The sequence below is a fragment of the Brucella sp. IR068 genome (assembly GCF_049065885.1).
In the GTDB taxonomy this organism is placed as follows: domain Bacteria; phylum Pseudomonadota; class Alphaproteobacteria; order Rhizobiales; family Rhizobiaceae; genus Brucella; species Brucella intermedia.
This window is the reverse complement of the sequence record NZ_JBAKHE010000008.1, coordinates 176,277-196,208: the sequence shown is the minus strand read 5'-3', so window position 1 is coordinate 196,208 and position 19,932 is coordinate 176,277. Positions and strand designations below refer to the sequence as shown.

The following is a 19,932-nucleotide window of genomic DNA, read 5'->3' as shown; positions in this document are numbered from 1 at the left end:
CAGCCAGCTTTGCCGGTCAAGCAGACAGGAAGTTTGAGCGCTGCAAGAGATGCCGGGACATGGCCCGGTGCAGCAGACCTTGAAGCGCTATGGATGAGAGCAATGTCCCCAGTGCGGCGCCGGTCAGCCCAAAGGGGAGAGCAAGTGCTGAAACAAACATCACTTCGATAACCAGCCCGATCCCCAGACCATACAATGCGGTCTTTTCACCGTTGGTCAGGGACAGCGCCAATTGAGGAAACAGGGCGGCAGCACGGACGACATGGACAAGCAGAAGCGCGATCAGTGCGAAATGTCCTGCATCATATCCCTCGCCGAAGGCGGTACGAAGCGCATCGCCGCCAATGAAGAGCGAGGCTGCGACCAGTGGCAGTGTCAAGGCAAGTGTCACACGCCGCGCCTGTCGTAATATGGCTACAGCGCTTTCGCCCTGGCGATAAGCCTTTGCAATGGCGGGAGCATAAAGCAGCGAAGTCGCCAGCGCCGGGAACCCGCCTATTTCCGAAACCGTCAGCACGGCTCCATAGAGGCCCGCAGCATCAGCACCGGAAATATAACCAAGTATCAACAGGTCCAGTCGCGAGAGAAGCAACTGCCCCGTCGCAAGCAGTGTGAGCCAGAAAGCAGCCGATTGCAGCCTGATCCGCAAGGCTTTAGCGGCGGCCCAGTCGGCGGAAACCCCATATCCCATTTGCCGGGCGAGCAGAGCTGTCACGACCATTGCCACACCGGCTCCGCAACAAACGAGCAACAGCGCAAAGACGGACGAGCCGAGACGCATTCCCAGAAGTGAAAGGATCAGCAGGACGGCAAGCGGCAAGCCATCGCGCAGAAAGCGTTCTGGAGCATGTCCAGCTTGCGGATAGCCAAGCCCCGTTAGAATTCCCGCAAAAAAACGGGTACTGGCCAGTAATGGAGTGAGGAGACAGATCAGCGCCACTAGTTCAGGAGACAGTACCTGCCGGTAGAGGATAAACCAGACCGACCACGTGATTGCCGCCATGGCAAGGGATGCCATGACGATCATTGAATGACCGGCAAGGACAAATGCACTCCTTATCCGAGGAGCATCTTTCCACTCCTGCACATGACGCGAAGCAAGCACATCGTAGCCGCATAACGCACCCCAGCAAGTTATCGATGCGATCGACATGGCAAGCATGTAAGAGCCATATTCCGCGAGAGACAGGGAACGGGCCAAGACAAGATTGAGACCAAGCGCAAGCAGGCTTCCGCCGGAGATTTGAGCGACGAGACTCAACTGGCTGATTATGGCGCGCATGAGAGACGGGATTTGGAGCCGGGCGTACAACACAGCGAATTCTTATGGCGTGGAAACTTTGGTCAAGGAACAGCCCTCTTTGTCAGCAGCTATCATTTTCATGCCTTCGTTATCGAGAAACATCTCCTCCAGCTCTCGATCACCCACGCTTATATTCGACACGGCGACTGACTGGATTTTGATGTCAGCATAGTCCGCCAGCGGTCCGAGCTTTTTCATGTCGAGTTTGACCGGGTCGCCAGCCCGCGCGAAAACGGGGAAGGAGAACGAGCTTACATCCGTCGGCAGACTGACGGGCGTCGGCGGCAGCAGGGAAGTATCCACTCCGTCTATTGAAATGAGGTAGCGCGTCGAACGGCCGATTACGGGGATATAGGAGACAGAATTCGTCACATTGTAGCTGATGACCACTTCTCTGAGTGTAAAGGCACAGCTGTCCGACGCATCGACGGGCGGAAGCTTGACAGGCAAGGAGGACGAAATCTGCTGCGCTGCCGTTTCCCGGTAGTCGGTCGCATCATCCCTTTTCCAGAGGCCGAAATCAGGGTTGGAATATTGCAATTTATAGTGTTGGAGCACTTGCTTGAACAAAGGCCAATGCCAGTTCTCTAACCATGCCGTGAAAGGACTGACCTTCGTAAAACTGAAGTAGTCTGGAGCGGCAGAGGCGAATGTCCTGTAATAATTTTCGCGATCCTTGCGAGACAGCGCATGGATCGACAGCTCTACCGGCGCCGGATTTCTCTTGTCGTAGAGAATATTGATCATGCTGCCGGGATAGATTTCCCAGATCGTCTTGTCGTGAATATTGCTGGGACGTGGTTGAGGGGAAGCCGCTTGATCATCTGTCGCCGTAACGAGCTCGAGATTCATGCTTCTGTTCCATACCTCTTCCATCGAAATCTGCCCTTGTTTACCGAAAGCGGCAGCGAACGACTGTTCCTGCTTCTCCGTCAAATCTTCCCAACGGGCGATGGTGCGTTCAAGACCATCCACGATCAGGCTATCATGTTGGAGACATGATCGAATTTCCGATATTCCAAACTGTTTTTTCAGTAACCACTCCGCAGCAACACCCGACAATCCATCGAAAAAAACACCATCGTCGGACTCGACCCCTGCCAGGCAGGCCTGCATCGCCAGGGATGTCAGAATATCTATTTCCAGATGATCTCCATTCGCCGCTCCAACAAAGAACGGGCCGCCGCCCGAATCCAGGCTTATCAACGCCCCTTGTTTGATACGGGAGGCAGGATCGACAGCCACACGGAACTTGCGTTCGCGCCCATTCAGGAACACCTCGTTGGAAACGGGATTAACCCTGATCATCAGTCCGCGTGCCGGCGCCGGTTTGTTCGCGGTGACAGCGATAATATTCACACGATTGAAAAAATGGGCTTGCAGCCTGTCTCCCCCCAGAACCACAAAATATCCGCTCGCCAGCTTCATGACGGACTCAATTTTCCGCTTGTCGCCAGAGGCGAAGTTGACAGTATCTCCAATGGTGGGCCTGAAACGCGGCTTCCCTCTCCTGCCAAAACCGCTCACGTAAATACCACGTCCATCGGTGCCGGATATGATACCTCCGTGCAGATTGGTGGCGATGTTCGTAGCTGAGACGATAGTTATCTCTTCACCGGAGCGTTTAGCCCCTTCGAGACTCGTTACCTGTGTCGGAAAGAAGTTGATCGGAAGATTGCCAATCACAACAATTTCCGAGTTGGTGCCTGATGCAATCACAGCTTCAATGCTGCGGCCGCTTCCATCAATCAGTTCAACCCACTGTCCGATCAACGAGGCCGGAAAATCTTCCAATGGCAAAATGCTGATCCTGGTGGAACGCTGAATGCCGAAAATATAATCGTCGTTGGTGACCGGCTTCACCGGTATCAGCTGGCGATTAGGTCCTGACCGGGCCAGCCAGTCAGCTCCAGGTTTTTCGATGGCCCAGTGGAAACCGTTATCCGCTTCGCCAAACGTTCGCGACAGCTCCCCTAAATAGGATGCATAGGCGCTGCTATTGCTTTTGGTGCCAACGATTTCTCGAATGTCATTGAACTTCGACATATGGACGCCGGAGGCCCTGTTGAGACTATAGGAATCCGCTTCCTTATGATTATACGCCGTGCGCATTTGCCCCCACCACGTCAAAGCCGTCACGAGAGAAAGGACAGTGAGCAGAACGCTGCATGCGAGGGATGTAGCCGGACCCGGCAATGTTGGAAGTTTTTTGATCACTGGGAGGGCTCCGAGGTCGCGACTTTTTCAGTGTGCGGCGAGCGGGTCACCTTGCCGGCGATCGCTGTCGCCGACAAGACAAGGGCCATGATGCACGTCCGCAAAAATAAAGGCGCCTGATGTTGGCCGATATAGCCAAAGTTAGCGACCCAGGACAGCAGGCCCCCTGCAAACAGGACGAGAACAACCAGGAAGGCTGGAAGCGTCAGCACCTTTCTGAGCAAAAGACCGAAGCACAAAAGCAGCGCAACAATGCCTCCAATTGTTCCTGCCTGGCTTGGAACAGCGGCTGTCACTCTCAAGGTAAAAAACTCGGTCCAACTGGCGAAGAAACTGTTCGGAAATACGCCATAAACCCAAACCTGATTATCCGAGATATCTTTGAGAGCGGCAATCGTTTCGAGCGACCCGAACAGGATGAGCAAGGCAGCAACAAAACATACGCTGAAGCTGACCAAAACAGTTGCAGTAAAACCTATGCGCTGCAGAATCCTCCACCTGCGCCCTCCCAGAAAGAAAACCGCCCCGGCAGCTGCGGCAACAGCATAAAAACCTTGCTCCGCCCCTAAAAGAGGCATCGCCGCGCCCACCGCGCCGACTATTATCAATCGCTGCAACGTAGCGGGAAAGGATATCTCCCCGGTTGAAGTGCGTAACGCGACCTTTGCCACCGCGATGGCCATGAATATATGCGGCGACATTCGCACGCCCATGGGGGCGCCAATGAAAAGCGGGGAAAGAAGAGCACCCAGCACTGGAAAATAGACCACGCTCAATGCGAATAGCATTAATGCAATTAGCGAACCCTGCCGCTCCATGAAGAGACGACAAAGGTAATACATTGGTATAAACAGGAATATAAAATTGATTAAATATGTCGAAGCCATGGATGATGCTACATCCCCACCCAGAAATATGGAGGCTATTTTATAAAAAGGAAATATAATATAAGGTATTCCATTTCCGTGAAAGTAATAAAAATCACGACCCGGAAATTCACCTTGATCCAATTTCCGCAAGGGAAATAAGGTTTGGAAAATGCCATCGCCCGGCGGATAGTTGAAATACATAATTGTACGGGCTTGGATCAGCACAATTGCGATAACTGAAGCTAAACCGAAGACAATGCAAAATAACAGCGATATTTTTTTTAGCTTATTATCAAGTTCGTACAAGTCGAATTTAGGTATTCTCATCGCCCCGCCCCTTGGAAAAAATAGATTTGTTGGACGCAATCAACACTTACCTGATCGTCAATCCCCCAAATGCATTCATGGATATAAGTATCTACAAATGCAGGGCGTCTATCACTCTGCGATTTGAACGCTTATCATCGAATCTTTGTTTCGCGATTTTTCGACTATTCTTTCCCATTTCTTTGATCAGATCTGGTCGTTCGGCCAGCTTGCGCATAGCCGCGGCGAGTGCCGCCGGGTCCCGAGGGGGCACCAGAAGTCCGTTTTCCCCCTCCTCTACAGTATCCCGGCATCCCGGAACGGTGGAGGTAATGATGGGCATTTCCATTGCCATCGCTTCCTGGATACTGCGCGGAACCCCTTCTCGATAGAATGAGGGGAGGACAAAGATACTGCTCTCTTCAAGCCATGGCTTGGGTTCCACATGGCCGGGCCATTCGAGAACGCCGTCCTCCACCCAGCCCTGAAGCTCAGACCTCCGCACCGCCCCCGGATGCAGGTCCAGATCGCCCAGCAGGATGAAACGGGCATCCATGTTTTCCCGCCGAAGCTGCTGTGCAGCAGCTACAAAATCATAAACTCCCTTGTCGCGGATCATTCGCGCCATCATGACGAATGCTGGTGTTGCGGGCTTTGGCCTTTGCCGGGTCCAGTAATCAAGGTCGACACCGATGCCCCCGAGCAATATGGCCTGTCCGGGCCGAAGCAGGTCGAGACCTTCAAAATCCTTCACATCGGCTTCGTTGAGGAAAAACACATTGTCTGCAGCAGCGAGCGCCTGTCTGTAGAGCGCCACGGATACGCCGCGCGCTACCTTGCGTCTCAGTTCCTCCATAATCGTGCCGCCTGCTCCAAAGGCCCACCCCAACCCCTCGATCATGGCAAAACGTTTGGGAACCCCGGCCTTCTTTGCGGCCAGGGTGCCAAGGATGGCGGGCTTGGGTGTGTAACCCAGAGTGATGTCGGGCCGGATTTCAGCAATCCGGGCTGATATTTCGCGGTATGCGAAGAGGTCCCGGAATGGGTCCATGCCCGTTCTGGAAAGCGTGAGATCGATCGGTGTAGCGCCCAGTTCCCTCACCGCTGTCCGCGTTGCATCCGTGTAACCCGGCGCCAGCGCAAAACACGCGACACCGCGCTCCGACAAATCCTTCAACAGGCTTCCCCGAAAGTTGACGACGGAGAAAGCCTGATTTCCGATCAGGACAAGACGCTTAGCCATGGAAAGCACCTGCGGCTGTGCGTTTTCCATAGTGCTTTTCCAGAATCTGGACAGAGTCCCTGATTGCCTGTTTCCAGTTATCGGTCTGGCGCATTTCCACGCTTACCCAACCGCTATAAGCACTGTCGAGCAATGTGGCGCCGAGTTGCGCGTGATCCACGCCAGAACTGCCAACCGGTACGAGATTTGGTTCGCTGACATGAAAATGCCGCGCCGCTGACAGCACGGCTCCATCCACCATGTGAGATTCATCATTGGCGAAATAAGTGCCTGAATCGAATTGCAGGTCGAAGCCGCGCATGCCGACCGCTCCAACAAGCGCCAGCGCATCGAGGGTGTGTGTAATGAAACGACAATTATAGATTTCCGGATTGGCTTCGAAGCATAAAGCAGAATTGCGCGCGGCAAAAAGGGGCGCAACGGCGCGAAAGAAGCGTTGCGCGTCGTTCATGGCATCGGCGGGCCTCATGTCGCCGGGATCGCGCAGTGCAGGAGCGCCAAAAACACAGGCTCCAGCGCCAAGCCACCCGGCAATATCTGCAACACGGTTCAAACGCTCATAAAGCGCTTCTTCCTCACTTTGCGTGCCGAAAAGCCGCGCCTCGGACGCTGGGAACAAGATGGCCTGCATCGCCGGTATTGCCAGCCCGCGTTGTTGAAGCTGTTTGCGATAGAGACGCACTGTTTCTTCGCTGACATCGGAAAGAGCGCCAAAAATTTTGAATGGAGCGATCTCGACACCCTCGAGCCCGAGTTCGGCGACAAGGGCAATCGCTTCTTCCTCGGCAGTTTCCGGCCAGGCTATATTGGAAATTGAATAGCGAAGCCGCGCTTTAGTTGCCCCCATTTTGCCTCTCCCGCGCGACGAATTTTGCAATATCCTCCATTACGCTGCTGGCCGGGGCGATATAGCGGCCCGTCTCACCAAAAACCCCGGCATGTCGCGTACAAAGCCGGTAGGACAAAGGCGCGTCAGAAGGCTTACCGACGAAAGCATCGGGAAACAGCTTATCGAGAATTGCGCGTGTGGGGACCGGCTCGGGGAAAAGGTTGACCAGCTTGAGACCGGCGTGGCCGGCAATCTCGATGTCATTCCAAAGACGATCAAGGCTGTACCATTGGAAACTGCTTGCCGGATCGATTTTGTCGGTCTGGTTGTCGTGAAGCAGATCGAAGATCACATTCTTCTTCAGTCCGTGCCCGAAGAGAGCAGGAAGACGAACTATCATAGTATCGGAAAAATGCGCGGTGGCCCATTTTTCAACTTCAAGCCTGTGCTTTCCGTAAGGTTGTGCTTCCGGATCGAAAGGGTCTTTGCTTTCGTCATGTGGCCTGGACGGGTTCGAATAAACGTCAATCGTCGAAATCAGAATAAAGCGATCGGCAGTCACCTTCGACAGCGGGTCGATCAGTGCAGCGATTTGCTCCCGATCCCGGTCGGGTTCTTTATTGGCTTTCCACTTAACCGCCGGAACGCCAGCGCAAACCAGCAGGTCGTAATGCTTGCCGACAATGTTTCCAATATTGGAAGAATTGTAGAGGTCGTCGAAACTGCGGGCGCGAAGCAAGTTTGAACCGACAAACCCAGTATATCCGATCAATGCCGATGCCATGTTTTTTCCAGAGTCTTCAAGCACTCGCCCTGCCGGAGCGATGCATGATTTGCCGAACAAGCAGATAATTTACGAGAAAGGATGCCGTGACTGCGGTGCCAAGCTGGAACAAGATCAACTTGTCGCCGAGTAAAAAGGATAAACTGGTCAAGACCAGCGCGCGCGTGACCAGAGCAGTCAGCGCCGATATCAGCGTTTGTACCAGCCGCCTGATCGAAAAGCGGCCACCGCCGCCGAAGGTCCAATGCTCATGAACGAAATACACGAGAGCCGCAGCCGTAAATAACGAAACAGCGCTGGCGGCCAGAACGGCCATCCCCCAAAAGTGAACAAGCACGTAGGACAGCGCTATATCGAAGATCACGCCGCTCAGGCTTGCGGCGAAGAAGCGCTGGAATTCCAGAATGCGCTTGCGATCAAACCTCATCATTCCACCAACTCGAGCAAATCATAGATGTTGTCGATCTTGCTGCCGAGAACAGACCACAGGCCGGGCATGTCGTCGTGATGCTGCAAGAGTATCGGGCGGCCGTCATCGTGTTCGTTTTTGATGGGAACGGTCTTCACGTCGTAAAGCGATTGGATCCATCGAACATCGCCAATTGCCGGCATATAGCGCCGCGCATCGTTCACCATATGTTTCCAACGCGTCCCCGTTTCCATTTGCCTTGCCATGTCGTAGGCGCTGAAGGGTGCGGTATCGTCGGTCCAGTTATGGTGCGGCGTATAGCGAACATGCGTGAGCGAATAGGCTTTTCGGGCCGGATAGGGCATGGACGAAAAATAATCCCCGTCCATCACGGTCACGCCAAATGGCCTCAGCGCCGGAGGCGGTTCGACCAGGGCAATCTCGACCAGTTCGTGTTTGAGCGGTAGCGGCTTCAGGCCGCTGGCCATCAGAAGCGCATTCAACTGGGCGTAACCGACGTTGAATACGCGTGCCGCCTGCGCCCTTTTCCCGCTCGCGAATTCAACCGTCAGCTGGTCCCCTTGCGCGCGGACCGTATTCGCGGGGCAGTGGAAAGCGATTGTAACGCCGGTTTTTTCGAGACGCCGGAAAACGCTGCTTCGCAGGATCGTATAGTCAAACGCATCCTCGCCACAGACGAATACATCTTCGATCAGGCTGGCATCGAACATCGCACGCTGCGATGGGGTTGCTTCCTGAATTGGCGCGTGCATCGCCTTATACATGCCATAGAAACGTTGCGCATTAACCTTGGTGCCATGCCTTGCGATGGCGTAGAGCATCTGGAAATCCGAGACCAGCGCCTCGCTGTAATCCTCGATAAAGCGTGGCCTGTTATGGAGCGACCGCAATGCGGTTACGAGGCTGCGTGGATAATGAAAACCGGTGTGCACGCGCGCCTGGTTTACCGCCGAGGCGCGGGACATGGCTTCACCTGCCCGCTCGCTCAGGAGAACTCGATAACCGAGTTCCGACAGATGGGCCGCAAGGACACAGCCATAGAATCCCGCCCCCACAATAATCACATCATAATTGCCATCCATGGCATCGGCACAAACTATATTCATGGATTGTAGCGGCCCGCCAAAGTGCAGAAGATAATCTTCATCAGATCGATGTTGCCGGCCATATTGATCTTGGTCGGGATCGGGCCATGATCTGGATAGGCGCGGGTCGTCGGAATTTCTTCAGTCTTCAGGCCAAGTTGCGAGGCGCGAACCGTGAGATATGCCAGAAGCTCATAGGTCATGAAGACGTCACGCAGCGGCTGGACGCGCGGGTGCAGCAGATAGCGACGGCTATAAGCACGAAAACCCTGCGTGGTGTCCGTATAACGACGACGAGCCGCAAGGCTGAGTATCGGGGCGTGCAGGAACTTGATCGCCAGTTCGCGCGAACGCGGCGTATTGATAGCCTTGCCACCCGAAATGAACCGCGAAGCTTGCGCGTAATCGACACCGCGGTCCAAAGCATCGATGAACAGTGGGATGGACTCAACGGAGTCCTTGCCATTGCCGTCGATGGTAATGATGCCCTCATACCCACGATCAAGCGCGTAAGCATAAGCCATTCGAAGCTGTGCCGACAGCTTGCCAGCCCCCGTCTTGGTCAAAAGCACCGACACGCCATTGGCGCGCAGCATGGCATGCTTCAGGGAACCATCTTTGGAGCCGCCGTCTGCAATGATGATGTCAGCGGCTTGCGCCTGGCCCAGGCGATGCATATCGACAAGCTGCCTGCCAATGCGTTCACCCTCGTTTATCACGGGAATCACGATGCAATAGCGGGCCGTCTTCGGCGCAAACTCCATGACCTCATAGGCTGGGACGTCTGTGTCCGGAACGGATGAAGCTGATCCGACGGCTGCTTTGGTCAAGGCCGCAACTCCTTCGGCATATTTTGATGAACGGCATCGACGGAAAGTGTTGCTTCTTCGACATTGAGAAGATTGGAGCGCCGGAACAGATCGCCGATCAAACGATCCCCGACCACGCGCGGCGTGTTCCGGGCCTGCTGGAGTTCGAGCGCCCGCGAAATGCCGAGGCACATCACTGCGGCGGCAGCGAACTGTATGCACGCCCAGGCACTGATCATGGCAATGGTCGAGCTCCAGCCCTCCATGACGTTCCAACCGATTGCCCAAAGCAAGACCGGATACGTCATGGTGAAAAGCGCGCCCAGGGACAGCAGCGCACAGCAGGCAGTGGCAAGACGCAGGAGACGAACCGACGACACTGCGATAAGATGCAAGACCAATTCCAGCCGCGAGACCAGATGCCTTACCGAACCGCGGACCCGCGGCAATTCAACCGTAACGGTCTTCTGATTGCGGATATGGCCTGCGACCGTAAAACGGATCAAATGCGACTGAAACGGTATCTTTAGGAGATCGCTCACGATCTGGCGTCCCAGCGCGAGTGTACGATAATAACGTATGTCTACTTCGAAACCGGTGAGGACGCGCATGGCTGAAGCGACGGCCCTCGCAAAAAATGAGCTGCCTTTGCGCTTAAGGCGCACGAACTGAGCACCCGCCCGAATGGGTGCGAGCAATACTTCAAGATCGATAAATGGCAGTTCGTCGGACGAGGATATGATAATCGTATCCCCAATCGCTTCCTGATAACCATGGATAGCCAGATCATCGAAGTCATTGTCGCCATCGATCTGCAAAAGCCGCAACTGTGCTACTTCTCGCCCCAATACTTGTAGGGCCTCATCTGCATAGCGATCAGAATCATTAGCGATTATTAAGACTTCGTAGAAGGCATATCGCTCCGAAATAAAGCGGGCAGCATTCAAAATTGGCTTTTCCGCCCCAAGGAGATTTGGCGAAGCCACAATAATCAAACTAACTAAAACACCAGTATCTAATACGCTGGACCCGTCATAACCACTTGAACGATTCCCCATCATATCTTCCTAAAAGATAAAATTCCGCCGAATACGCTCTACCAATGCTATAAATACTACCTATTTATTTATAACTAACCTGAACCGGCTTCATCAGCAAGGAATAAACGAGGTGGGACAGCCTTGCGATGAGGAAAGGCCACTTAAAGGGAGTGCAGCGCATTCCCGGCCAAATCGAAAGACCGGTGACAGGCACTGCGCCTGCCCGGGCTTTGATGAAGCTCTTCAATACAGTGACAGGACGGACAGGCCGCGTTCCCCCGATTCATGTCCGCGCGAAAAGGGGTGCGCTCAATATCGCGTTCGGGATTAGCGTGCGCGGGATAACGTGCAAAATCACCGACCAGCATGCCCTCCAAAGGAGAGTTGCTGTGGAATAGCGATTGATTGAATTTGCTGGTACGCCCAAGGGGAATCGAACCCCTGTTTGCGCCGTGAGAGGGCGCCGTCCTGACCGCTAGACGATGGGCGCCTGAGCCATATTGCTGATATAAGCGCCAAAAGGAAAAAGCGCAATCCTCGCAGGCAGAAAGAAACAGGGCGGCAATCATGCCACCCCGATCAGTTTGCCCCAGAGCATTTCCAGCAAAAGCGCGGTGCGGATTTGCGTAGGATAATGTTTTAAAACAAATAGTTAGAGCGGTTCCGCGATTCCGTATGAAACGGAACTGCTCTATTCGACATTGCCGAGCTTGATGCGGCCGATGATGCGCGACTCGCGATAATCATAGATGATGAGTTCCGTGCCGCCGTCCGGCAGCAGCGTTTCCAGCGAAAGTTCGTTGCCCGAAAGGCTTTGCGAAAGAAGACGGGTGCCGGGCGTCAGGTTGATCTGCGATTCGATCAGCTTCGGCGGCTCCGGCTTTGCGGGCGCAGGCGCGGCCTGTCCGGGAATATCGGAACGGGCTTCGTCAACCGGGGTTTCCGGCGCGCGATTGATCTTGTAGACAACGGCGACAAGCACCGCCATAAGACCGATCAGCATGACACCGATGGAGACGGCCAGAAGCCGGATCATTTTGCGGCGCACACGTTCCATGGCTGGATCAAGCGCGGGCTCGCCCTGTTCATCCGGGTAATAGCCCTGCTGATAGTCCTGATAACCCGAATCCTGATGATTCTGGTATCTTGGATAGTGTGGATCCTGCATTCAACGACTCCGGTTCGAACTGCGCCGTGTTACGGCGTGTGGCGCGTGATAGAGCATTTTGCAGCCAAATGGAAACATTTGACGTCGCATAAATGCGGTAAAATCAAGAGACAGAGCAGTTCTGACGATTTCGTTAAGACAGAGCCGCTCTCAACAAGGAAGACACGAGTGAAAGAGCTTACGACCGACTCCGATGCCACAGGCAAGCGTCTCGACCAGTGGCTGGCCGCAGCATTGGGGCCGGACCTCTCGCGCAGCCGCGTGCAGTCCCTCATTGCCGAAGGCCATGTGACCATCGACGGCGTGCCCGCCCGTGAAACCAAGCAGAAGCTGCGCGAAGGCATGACAATCGCCGTCGTGCTGCCTGAACCGGAGCCAGCCGAACCGATTGCCGAGAACATCCCGCTCGATATTCTCTACGAGGACGATGATCTCATCGTGATCAACAAACCCGCCGGGCTTGTCGTTCACCCCGGCAACGGCAACTGGACGGGAACACTGGTCAATGCCCTCATATATCATTGTGGCGATAGCTTGTCGGGCATCGGCGGAATCCGCCGCCCCGGCATCGTCCATCGCCTCGACAAGGATACGAGCGGCGTCATGGTCGTGGCCAAGAACGATCTTTCGCACCGGCATCTGAGCGAACAATTTGCCGACCATGGCCGCACCGGCGATCTGGAGCGCGCTTATCTCGCTCTTGTCTGGGGCATGACCGAACGCCCACATGGCTACATCGACGCGCATCTCGGTCGCTCGCACCGCGACCGCACCAAGCAGGCCGTGGTCAATGAAGAGCGCGATGATGCCCGCCACGCCATCACCCATTATGCCACGGTCGAAAAATTCGGCCCCCGCGAAGACGCGACCGCGCTCGCCTCGCTCGTCGAATGCCGCCTTGAGACCGGCCGCACCCATCAGATCCGCGTGCACATGGCCCATATCGGCCATCCGCTTGTCGGCGACATGGATTATGGCAGCGCCTACAAGACCAAGGCCAACAAGCTGCCGGATCCGCTGAAGGAGGCCGTGCGCGGTTTCCACCGCCAGGCCTTGCATGCCTTTCTTCTGGCTTTCACCCATCCATCCACCGGGGAGCTTATGCGTTTTGAAGCGCCGGTGCCGGAAGATATGGAGCATCTTCTGGAAAATTTCCGGAAGCATTCTATATAATACTGGCAACCGTCACGGTTGGCCGGAAGGATGGACAACTGATAGGTCTGAGGGCTGACCATCACCAGGATCGGGGGCGCGGGTGTGGTGAAACCGCTCTCTCTCTCTCAACACCAAAGCATTTCCAGCAACAGCGCGAAGCGGTTTCGTGCCGGATAATGCTTGAGAACAAAGAGATGGAGCATTTCCGGTGACAGGGAAAATGCTCTGCCGCCTTACATTTCATACGATTTGCGAAACCTTTGCCCCTGACCAACGTTCACATTGTAGTGACAGTTTGTTTCATGAGTTAAAGGATCGTGTTTTTGCCAAAATCATGCCTATATATGGAGGCTCGCGAGAGGGAAGTGCAGGAGGCAGCCCCCGCGACAGGTTCGCCAGACGGGAACCTGAAATCATAAAGGAGGGTGCTCTATGGCCCAGATGAATCTCCCAAGCATCACGTCAGGTGACGGCGGTCTTACCCGTTATCTGGAAGAAATCCGACGTTTTCCCATGCTTGAGCCGCAGGAAGAATATATGCTGGCCAAGCGTTATCACGAACATACCGATCCCAAGGCCGCCCACAAGCTGGTGACGAGCCATCTGCGTCTCGTGGCCAAGATCGCCATGGGCTATCGCGGCTATGGCCTGCCGATCGGTGAAGTCATCTCGGAAGGCAATGTCGGTCTCATGCAGGCCGTCAAGCGTTTCGAGCCTGAACGCGGCTTCCGTCTTGCCACCTATGCCATGTGGTGGATCAAGGCTTCGATCCAGGAATATATCCTGCGCTCGTGGAGCCTTGTGAAGATGGGCACGACCGCCAATCAGAAGCGCCTGTTCTTCAATCTGCGCAAGATGAAGAGCAAGATTCAGGCGCTCGACGACGGCGACCTCAACCCCGATCAGGTCAAGCAGATCGCGACCAAGCTCAATGTGAGCGAAGACGAAGTGGTGTCCATGAACCGCCGCCTGTCCGGTGATGCCTCGCTGAATGCGCCGCTGCGCGCTTCGGAAGGTGAATCGGGCGAATGGCAGGACTGGCTGGTCGATGACAGCAGCAGCCAGGAGCAGATCCTGATCGAACAGGATGAGCTGGACAACCGCCGCTCCATGCTGGAACAGGCGATGGATACGCTGAACGACCGCGAACGCCGCATTTTCGAGGCCCGCCGCCTCTCCGACGACCCGATGACGCTGGAAGACCTGTCCAGCGAGTTCAGCATCAGCCGCGAGCGCGTGCGCCAGATCGAAGTGCGTGCCTTTGAAAAGGTTCAGGCCGCGGTCAAGGCCGCAGCTTTCAAGCAGCAGAAAGCGCTGAACCATGTCGAGGAAGCGCACGCCTAAAGCGCGTTTCAGATGCTCTGCTGATCTTTTTACTGCCGCAGAATGGGAAACCATTTTGCGGCAGAACTATTTACCGGCCCCCCTCGCCTTTCGTGAGTTCAAACCCCTCATCCATCCAGCCTGTCAGTCCGCCCGCCATGATCTTGACGGGACGGTCGAGGTTGGCGAGCCGCAAGGCGCCCCGTGCTGCGCCATTGCAATGCGGCCCGGCGCAGTAGGTTACGAAAACCGTATCCTGCGGCCACTCCGCCATCTTTGACGCGATGATCTTCCCGTGCGGCAGATTGATCGCGCCCGGTATGTGACCTTCCGCAAAAAGCGCTGGGCTACGCACGTCGAGGAGCACGAAATCGGCGCCTTTCGACAAGGCGTCGTGCACGTCCGAACAATCGGTTTCGAAGGTGAATTCTGCCGCGAAATGTTCGCGGGCCACCCCACTCGGTGCCGGTGAAATGGCCGTCACGGCTGATCTTTTCCCGATCTTGGCTGCACTGTCCATCGACGATCTCCTGTTTTCTTCAGGAAGATTTCGCCTATTTGCCAATGCGCTTGCAATTGGCGAGATTGACAATATACGTAAATATAATGACAAACCGCACACCAGACCTGCAAGGCCCGCTCGTCGTGGCGCTGCTCTATGACCGGCTTTGCACTTTTGAATTCGGCATCGTCGCCGAAATTTTTGGCCTGCCCCGGCCGGAAATGGGACCGGGCTGGTATCGCTTTGCCAGTTGCCCGATCGAAGAGGGCCCGTTGCGCGCGCATGGCGGTTTGCTCATCACGCCCGATGGCAGCTCCGACCTGATCGATGAAGCCGACATCATCATCGTTCCGGGCTGGAAAGGTGCGGACATTCCGGTGCCGGAAGCGGTCAGCGAGAGGCTGCGCCGCGCGCACCGGCGCGGGGCACGCCTTGCCTCCATCTGTTCGGGCGCGTTCGTGCTGGCCGCGACGGGGCTGCTCGACGGCGGCACCGCCACCACGCACTGGCGCCATGCCGATGCACTGCGCAAAAGGCACCCCGAAATCGATGTCGATGATGCATCGCTCTACCGCGAACATGATCGCATATTTACCTCGGCTGGAAGCGCGGCGGGAATGGACCTCCTGATCGAAATCGTGCGGCAGGATTTTGGGACGCTCGCCGCGAATTCCGTTGCCCGACGGCTGATCATGCCCGCCCATCGCACCGGCGGGCAGGCACAGTTCCTGGAACGGCCAGTGACGAGGCGCGAGGGCACGGCAATCAGCCCGGTTTTGGACAGGATGCGCGCCAGTCTGGCGGCGGAATGGACAATCGGGCGCATGGCGGCGGAATGCCGGATGAGCCCGCGCACTTTCCTGCGGCGCTTTGCCGAAGCGACCGGCGCCACCCCCAGCGACTGGCTCACCATGGAGCGCGTCGCAGCGGCAAAGGAACTCCTCTCGCAAGGAGAGGCAAGCATCGATGATATCGCCGCTTCGGTCGGTTTTGGAAGCGCCCACACGCTCCGCCATCATTTCCGCCAGAAGATCGGCATCAGCCCGGCAAAGTATCGCAGGCGCTTCCTCGTCGAAACCGTCATCCAACCGATATAAAACCGTCAAACAACTGTAATGGATTGGCATTAGGGACGAGGGCGTGTTTCACCCCAGCTTCAAGGTCATCCCATGAAAAAGCTCCTGCTCGCCGCAGCTATCGCGCTTACCGCTGCCACCGCCGCATCTGCTTCCGAATATGTCTCCTTCCTCGACTATCCACAGAAGGAACAGGACGGGAAGGAGTTCTTCACGGCCATCGAAATCCCGCAGGGCAGCTTCACCAAATACGAAATCGACGACAAGACCGGCCATATCGTCGTCGACCGCTATCAGTCCATGCCTGTGGTCTATCCGGCCAATTACGGCTCGATCACCAGCACGCTTGCCGGTGACGGTGACCCGCTCGACGCGCTGATCTACACGCGTGAGCCGATTGTTCCGGGCGCGATCATCAAGGTTCGTCCGATCGGCGTTTTGAAGATGATCGACGGCGGCGACCAGGACGACAAGATCGTTGCCGTGCCGACCACGGACATCGATCCGACCTATGACAACATCAAGGAAATCACCGATCTGCCCAAGATCGAACAGCAGCGTCTCGAAGCCTTCTTCCGCGTCTACAAGCAGCTGCCGGAAGGCCGCAAGGTCGTGGAACTCGCAGGCTTCGACAGCGCGGAAGCCGCGCAGAACGAAGTCGCCAAGGCAATCAAGGCCTTTGCCGAAAAGAAGTAATCCTGTTCGTCAGCAAACAAAAAGGCCGCTCGAAGCGGCTTTTTTCGTTTTGCGGGAAGATTAATTCGCACCCAGCACGTCGTTGAACGCCTTCTCGCCCGGCACGCCTTTTTCAAGGCTGATGAGGGCGCGGCGGCCATTGCGGTAGGAGATCGGAATATCTATCCATTGCAGGCGGCGCATCAGCGATAGATTGGTATCCTGCGCGGTGCGGGCGTCGTTCAGCCATACGATGAAGAAATTATCGCCGATTTTCGACGGCACGGCGATCAGCGGATTGCCCGCCGCCTGTTCCGTGTCCTTGAAGGTGACGCGCTGTACATTATCCACCACGCCGCCGGAGAAGCCCTCGGGGACCGTGAAGACCATTTCGATCAGATGGCTTGCTGGAATCGACTGGTCCGTATTCTTGCGAATGGTCATCTTCAGCTCGACCTTGCTGGTCGGCATCGTGACGGTTGCGCGCACGGCGGGCTGCGCAGGCTGGCCGTCTTCCGGACTTTCCTCGATCACCGACCAGACCACATTGCCGCGCTCGACCGAATCCGACCCGGCACCGCCGCGCTCTTCATAGAGAAGCGCCTGCTGGCCGACGGCGACGGTCTGGTTCTGTCCGGGCTGCGCGCCCGCTGGCGAGTTCGTCTCGGCAGGTGCAGGGGTGGAAGCGGCGGTGGAGGTGCCCTCCCCGATTCCGTTCGCGCCACCGGCAGGCCCGCTATCGGTTTCGCTGCCGTCCGGCATCAGCCGCTGCGTCAACTTCTGCTCGCCCGCAGGCTGTTGCGGCTGTTCCGGCGTCTGTTCGCCGCCCGTCGTCGCCGCATTGCTGTCGGCTGGCGGCGTCGTGTCTTGAGGCTGTGTCTGGCTGTCGGAACCGGTCGCAGGCGCGTCGCTGCGGCCAAGGCTCGACGCGAGTTCCTGAATCTTGTCCTTGTTGTTCCAGACAACGTAGCCGGCGGTTCCGAGAGCCAGAACCGCGATCAACGCGACAACCAGCCCCTTATAGGAGCGCTTCTCCTTCTTGGACGTGCGCTCGATATATTCGCTGCGGCGGGCCTGCGCCTTTTCCTTGGCGCGGTCCAGCTTCCAGTCGTCGTGGCGCTCGGCCACGAAAGCCGGTGCGTCGTCATCCTCGCCGGAAACGCGGTCGCGGCGCTCATCCTGCGGGGCGGCGGAAAATGCAGGCTCGTCGTCTTCATGGGACGGCGCGCGATCCACAGCAGCGCGATTCGCCTCCTGCAGAAAATCATCCAGCGCATCCTCGACCGGCGGCTCCGGCGGGTTGGCGGGCGGCGCATAAAAAGCTTCGACCTCGGCAATGGCGTCTTCGAGAATATTACGCTGGCGGACAGCCACGGCCTGCGAGGCGTTTGCCGTGACAAGCTTCTGCTCGATCGTCGCACGCGCTTTCGCATAAACGCGCTGGCGCAATTCAGGAGACTTGTCCGCCTGCGCATCGATCGTCTTTTTCAGTACCGCTACAAAATCCGCCATTCCGTCTTACCCGGTTTCCGCCCGTCCAGATGAACAATAAGCACAGGATGCAATAAATGTCCCAATAATCACAATAATCAAGGGAAAGCAAAGTCTCCGGCTACGATTTAGCGAAGACTTTCAAAACGATGCGGTGAAATAGTGGCAAAATTCACCCTGTTGCGAAGCTTTATGCAGCCGATTGCGTTCTTTGTACAACGGCCGAAACGAAATCGGAGCAGCTTCCGAAAAAGCCGCTCCGAACATATCGCTCATTGACTGCAAACAATCAGTCGTGGAACGGATCGGTGACGAGGATGGTATCCTCGCGTTCCGGGCTGGTGGAAAGCATGGCCACCGGCGCGCCGATCAGTTCTTCGATGTGACGGACATATTTGACCGCCTGCGCCGGAAGATCGTTCCATGAACGTGCACCTGCGGTCGTTTCCGACCAGCCCGGCAGTGTTTCATAGATCGGCTTGACGCGAGCCTGCGCGCCCATGGAGGACGGCAGATAGTCGATGCGCTTGCCATCGAGTTCATAGGCCACGCAAATCTTGATTTCGTCCAGGCCGTCGAGAACATCGAGCTTGGTCAGCGCGATGCCGGTAATGCCGGAGGTGCGGACCGTCTGACGCACGATCACGGCGTCAAACCAGCCACAGCGGCGCTTGCGGCCTGTCACCACGCCGAATTCATGGCCCTTGGTGCCAAGGAATTCGCCGATCTCGTCATTGAGTTCGGTCGGGAACGGGCCTTCGCCAACGCGGGTCGTATAGGCCTTGGTGATGCCGAGCACATAGCCGATGGCCGTCGGGCCGAGGCCCGAACCGGCGGCAGCCTGACCGGCAACCGTGTTGGAGGACGTCACGAAAGGATAGGTGCCGTGGTCGTTGTCGAGCAATGCGCCCTGCGCGCCTTCGAACAGGATGCGGTCGCCCGCCTTGCGGCGTTCGTCGAGAACGCGCCAGACCTGATCGATATAGGGCAGGATCTGGTCGGCAACCGAGGTCAGCTCGGTCAGAATGGTTTCGACCGCGATTTCCTCAAGGCCCATGCCGCGACGCAGCAGATTGTGGTGGGCGAGCAGGCGCTCGACCTTCGGCTCAAGCGTTTCCGGCTCGGCCAGATCGATGACGCGGATGGCGCGGCGGCCAACCTTGTCTTCATAGGCCGGGCCAATGCCGCGCTTGGTCGTGCCGATCTTGAGGCCCGAATTGGAGCCTTCGCGCATGGCATCGAGATCGCGGTGGATGGAGAGGATGAGCGGGGCATTTTCGGCAATGCGCAGTACGTCCGGATTGATGTCGATGCCCTGCGCGCGCAATTTCTCGACTTCGGAAACGAAATGATGCGGATCGACAACGACGCCGTTGCCGATGACGCTCAGCTTGCCACGCACAAGGCCGGAAGGCAGCAGCGAAAGCTTGTAGCTGACGCCGTCGATGACCAGCGTATGACCTGCATTATGACCACCCTGGTAGCGCACGATGACATCGGCGCGTTCGGACAGCCAGTCAACGATCTTACCCTTGCCCTCGTCGCCCCATTGCGACCCGACGACAACCACATTTGCCATTGAAGAAACTCCTTGGCTTCTATTTGAAAATCCAAGGATCGAAGCGGC

Annotated in this window: 18 protein-coding genes and 1 tRNA gene; 4 read left to right on the top strand and 15 right to left on the bottom strand. The window is 56.4% G+C overall.

All coding sequences use genetic code 11. The features are described 5' to 3' along the window. Positions 1 to 16: 16 nt before the first annotated feature. From ACOWVS_RS15330 to ACOWVS_RS15275, 12 genes are all read right to left on the bottom strand, one after another. Positions 17 to 1,282, bottom strand: a complete 1,266-nt coding sequence (locus ACOWVS_RS15330) for an oligosaccharide flippase family protein (protein ID WP_063620370.1) — start codon at positions 1,280 to 1,282, stop codon at positions 17 to 19. Between the two features lie 42 nt (positions 1,283 to 1,324). Next, complete coding sequence (locus ACOWVS_RS15325) at positions 1,325 to 3,349, bottom strand: hypothetical protein (protein ID WP_247644434.1); 2,025 nt, start codon at positions 3,347 to 3,349, stop codon at positions 1,325 to 1,327. A gap of 167 nt (positions 3,350 to 3,516) precedes the next feature. Next, positions 3,517 to 4,716 carry a hypothetical protein gene (locus ACOWVS_RS15320; RefSeq protein ID WP_075042026.1) on the bottom strand — a complete coding sequence of 400 codons (1,200 nt, stop codon included), beginning with the start codon at positions 4,714 to 4,716 and terminating at the stop codon, positions 3,517 to 3,519. Between the two features lie 91 nt (positions 4,717 to 4,807). Next, positions 4,808 to 5,968, bottom strand: coding sequence for a glycosyltransferase family 4 protein (locus ACOWVS_RS15315; protein ID WP_063620107.1), 1,161 nt, complete (start codon positions 5,966 to 5,968; stop codon positions 4,808 to 4,810). Next, a complete protein-coding gene (locus ACOWVS_RS15310) occupies positions 5,931 to 6,785 on the bottom strand; it encodes a sugar phosphate isomerase/epimerase family protein (protein WP_063620108.1) in 855 nt (284 codons plus the stop codon). The genes ACOWVS_RS15315 and ACOWVS_RS15310 overlap by 38 nt, the downstream gene beginning before the upstream one ends. Continuing rightward, positions 6,772 to 7,551, bottom strand: coding sequence for an NAD-dependent epimerase/dehydratase family protein (locus tag ACOWVS_RS15305; protein ID WP_063620109.1), 780 nt, complete (start codon positions 7,549 to 7,551; stop codon positions 6,772 to 6,774). Before ACOWVS_RS15305 ends, ACOWVS_RS15310 begins: the two co-directional genes overlap by 14 nt. Before the next feature lie 16 nt (positions 7,552 to 7,567). Then, positions 7,568 to 7,981: a GtrA family protein gene (locus ACOWVS_RS15300; protein ID WP_063620110.1), complete on the bottom strand. Its 414-nt coding sequence runs from the start codon at positions 7,979 to 7,981 to the stop codon at positions 7,568 to 7,570. After that, the gene (locus tag ACOWVS_RS15295; RefSeq protein ID WP_063620111.1) at positions 7,978 to 9,087 is read right to left on the bottom strand and encodes an NAD(P)/FAD-dependent oxidoreductase; all 1,110 of its coding nucleotides are present in this window, start codon (positions 9,085 to 9,087) and stop codon (positions 7,978 to 7,980) included. Before ACOWVS_RS15295 ends, ACOWVS_RS15300 begins: the two co-directional genes overlap by 4 nt. After that, entirely contained in the window at positions 9,084 to 9,896 is an 813-nt protein-coding gene (locus tag ACOWVS_RS15290; RefSeq protein ID WP_063620112.1) for a glycosyltransferase family 2 protein, read from the bottom strand. Before ACOWVS_RS15290 ends, ACOWVS_RS15295 begins: the two co-directional genes overlap by 4 nt. Next, positions 9,893 to 10,933 carry a glucosyl transferase gene (locus ACOWVS_RS15285; RefSeq protein WP_247644435.1) on the bottom strand — a complete coding sequence of 347 codons (1,041 nt, stop codon included), beginning with the start codon at positions 10,931 to 10,933 and terminating at the stop codon, positions 9,893 to 9,895. Before ACOWVS_RS15285 ends, ACOWVS_RS15290 begins: the two co-directional genes overlap by 4 nt. Before the next feature lie 397 nt (positions 10,934 to 11,330). After that, positions 11,331 to 11,405: transfer RNA gene (locus ACOWVS_RS15280), tRNA-Glu, on the bottom strand. A 201-nt stretch (positions 11,406 to 11,606) separates the two neighbouring features. After that, entirely contained in the window at positions 11,607 to 12,083 is a 477-nt protein-coding gene (locus tag ACOWVS_RS15275; RefSeq protein WP_021587980.1) for a hypothetical protein, read from the bottom strand. 168 nt (positions 12,084 to 12,251) lie between these two features. Here ACOWVS_RS15275 and ACOWVS_RS15270 point away from each other — a divergent pair, with 168 nt between their 5' ends. Together ACOWVS_RS15270 and rpoH are read left to right on the top strand one after the other, a co-directional pair. After that, a complete protein-coding gene (locus ACOWVS_RS15270; protein ID WP_063882975.1) occupies positions 12,252 to 13,256 on the top strand; it encodes an RluA family pseudouridine synthase in 1,005 nt (334 codons plus the stop codon). Between the two features lie 414 nt (positions 13,257 to 13,670). After that, positions 13,671 to 14,582: an RNA polymerase sigma factor RpoH gene (gene rpoH, locus ACOWVS_RS15265; protein WP_006467693.1), complete on the top strand. Its 912-nt coding sequence runs from the start codon at positions 13,671 to 13,673 to the stop codon at positions 14,580 to 14,582. A 70-nt stretch (positions 14,583 to 14,652) separates the two neighbouring features. Here rpoH and ACOWVS_RS15260 read toward each other — a convergent pair whose 3' ends face one another. Beyond that, positions 14,653 to 15,081: a rhodanese-like domain-containing protein gene (locus ACOWVS_RS15260; RefSeq protein WP_063620117.1), complete on the bottom strand. Its 429-nt coding sequence runs from the start codon at positions 15,079 to 15,081 to the stop codon at positions 14,653 to 14,655. 86 nt (positions 15,082 to 15,167) lie between these two features. On the opposite strand from ACOWVS_RS15260, the gene ftrA reads away from it, so the two are divergent. Both ftrA and ACOWVS_RS15250 read left to right on the top strand, forming a co-directional pair. Beyond that, complete coding sequence (ftrA, locus tag ACOWVS_RS15255; RefSeq protein WP_063620118.1) at positions 15,168 to 16,160, top strand: transcriptional regulator FtrA; 993 nt, start codon at positions 15,168 to 15,170, stop codon at positions 16,158 to 16,160. 72 nt (positions 16,161 to 16,232) lie between these two features. Continuing rightward, complete coding sequence (locus ACOWVS_RS15250; protein WP_006467695.1) at positions 16,233 to 16,835, top strand: inorganic diphosphatase; 603 nt, start codon at positions 16,233 to 16,235, stop codon at positions 16,833 to 16,835. Between the two features lie 60 nt (positions 16,836 to 16,895). Here ACOWVS_RS15250 and ACOWVS_RS15245 read toward each other — a convergent pair whose 3' ends face one another. Both ACOWVS_RS15245 and ACOWVS_RS15240 read right to left on the bottom strand, forming a co-directional pair. Continuing rightward, positions 16,896 to 18,326, bottom strand: coding sequence for a hypothetical protein (locus ACOWVS_RS15245; RefSeq protein WP_063620120.1), 1,431 nt, complete (start codon positions 18,324 to 18,326; stop codon positions 16,896 to 16,898). A gap of 268 nt (positions 18,327 to 18,594) precedes the next feature. Further along, positions 18,595 to 19,884: an adenylosuccinate synthase gene (locus ACOWVS_RS15240; protein ID WP_006467698.1), complete on the bottom strand. Its 1,290-nt coding sequence runs from the start codon at positions 19,882 to 19,884 to the stop codon at positions 18,595 to 18,597. Between the last annotated feature and the right edge of the window lie 48 nt (positions 19,885 to 19,932).

Bases quoted from the DNA above. Each gene is read 5' to 3' on its own strand.
- ftrA (WP_063620118.1), top strand. From the start codon at position 15,168: ATGACAAACCGCACACCAGACCTGCAAGGCCCGCTCGTCGTGGCGCTG.
- ACOWVS_RS15330 (WP_063620370.1), bottom strand. From the start codon at position 1,282: ATGCGCGCCATAATCAGCCAGTTGAGTCTCGTCGCTCAAATCTCCGGC.
- ACOWVS_RS15275 (WP_021587980.1), bottom strand. From the start codon at position 12,083: ATGCAGGATCCACACTATCCAAGATACCAGAATCATCAGGATTCGGGT.
- rpoH (WP_006467693.1), top strand. From the start codon at position 13,671: ATGGCCCAGATGAATCTCCCAAGCATCACGTCAGGTGACGGCGGTCTT.
- ACOWVS_RS15320 (WP_075042026.1), bottom strand. From the start codon at position 4,716: ATGAGAATACCTAAATTCGACTTGTACGAACTTGATAATAAGCTAAAA.
- ACOWVS_RS15245 (WP_063620120.1), bottom strand. From the start codon at position 18,326: ATGGCGGATTTTGTAGCGGTACTGAAAAAGACGATCGATGCGCAGGCG.
- ACOWVS_RS15305 (WP_063620109.1), bottom strand. From the start codon at position 7,551: ATGGCATCGGCATTGATCGGATATACTGGGTTTGTCGGTTCAAACTTG.
- ACOWVS_RS15295 (WP_063620111.1), bottom strand. From the start codon at position 9,087: ATGAATATAGTTTGTGCCGATGCCATGGATGGCAATTATGATGTGATT.
- ACOWVS_RS15285 (WP_247644435.1), bottom strand. From the start codon at position 10,933: ATGGGGAATCGTTCAAGTGGTTATGACGGGTCCAGCGTATTAGATACT.
- ACOWVS_RS15260 (WP_063620117.1), bottom strand. From the start codon at position 15,081: ATGGACAGTGCAGCCAAGATCGGGAAAAGATCAGCCGTGACGGCCATT.
- ACOWVS_RS15300 (WP_063620110.1), bottom strand. From the start codon at position 7,981: ATGATGAGGTTTGATCGCAAGCGCATTCTGGAATTCCAGCGCTTCTTC.
- ACOWVS_RS15250 (WP_006467695.1), top strand. From the start codon at position 16,233: ATGAAAAAGCTCCTGCTCGCCGCAGCTATCGCGCTTACCGCTGCCACC.
- ACOWVS_RS15310 (WP_063620108.1), bottom strand. From the start codon at position 6,785: ATGGGGGCAACTAAAGCGCGGCTTCGCTATTCAATTTCCAATATAGCC.
- ACOWVS_RS15325 (WP_247644434.1), bottom strand. From the start codon at position 3,349: ATGTCGAAGTTCAATGACATTCGAGAAATCGTTGGCACCAAAAGCAAT.
- ACOWVS_RS15315 (WP_063620107.1), bottom strand. From the start codon at position 5,968: ATGGAAAACGCACAGCCGCAGGTGCTTTCCATGGCTAAGCGTCTTGTC.
- ACOWVS_RS15240 (WP_006467698.1), bottom strand. From the start codon at position 19,884: ATGGCAAATGTGGTTGTCGTCGGGTCGCAATGGGGCGACGAGGGCAAG.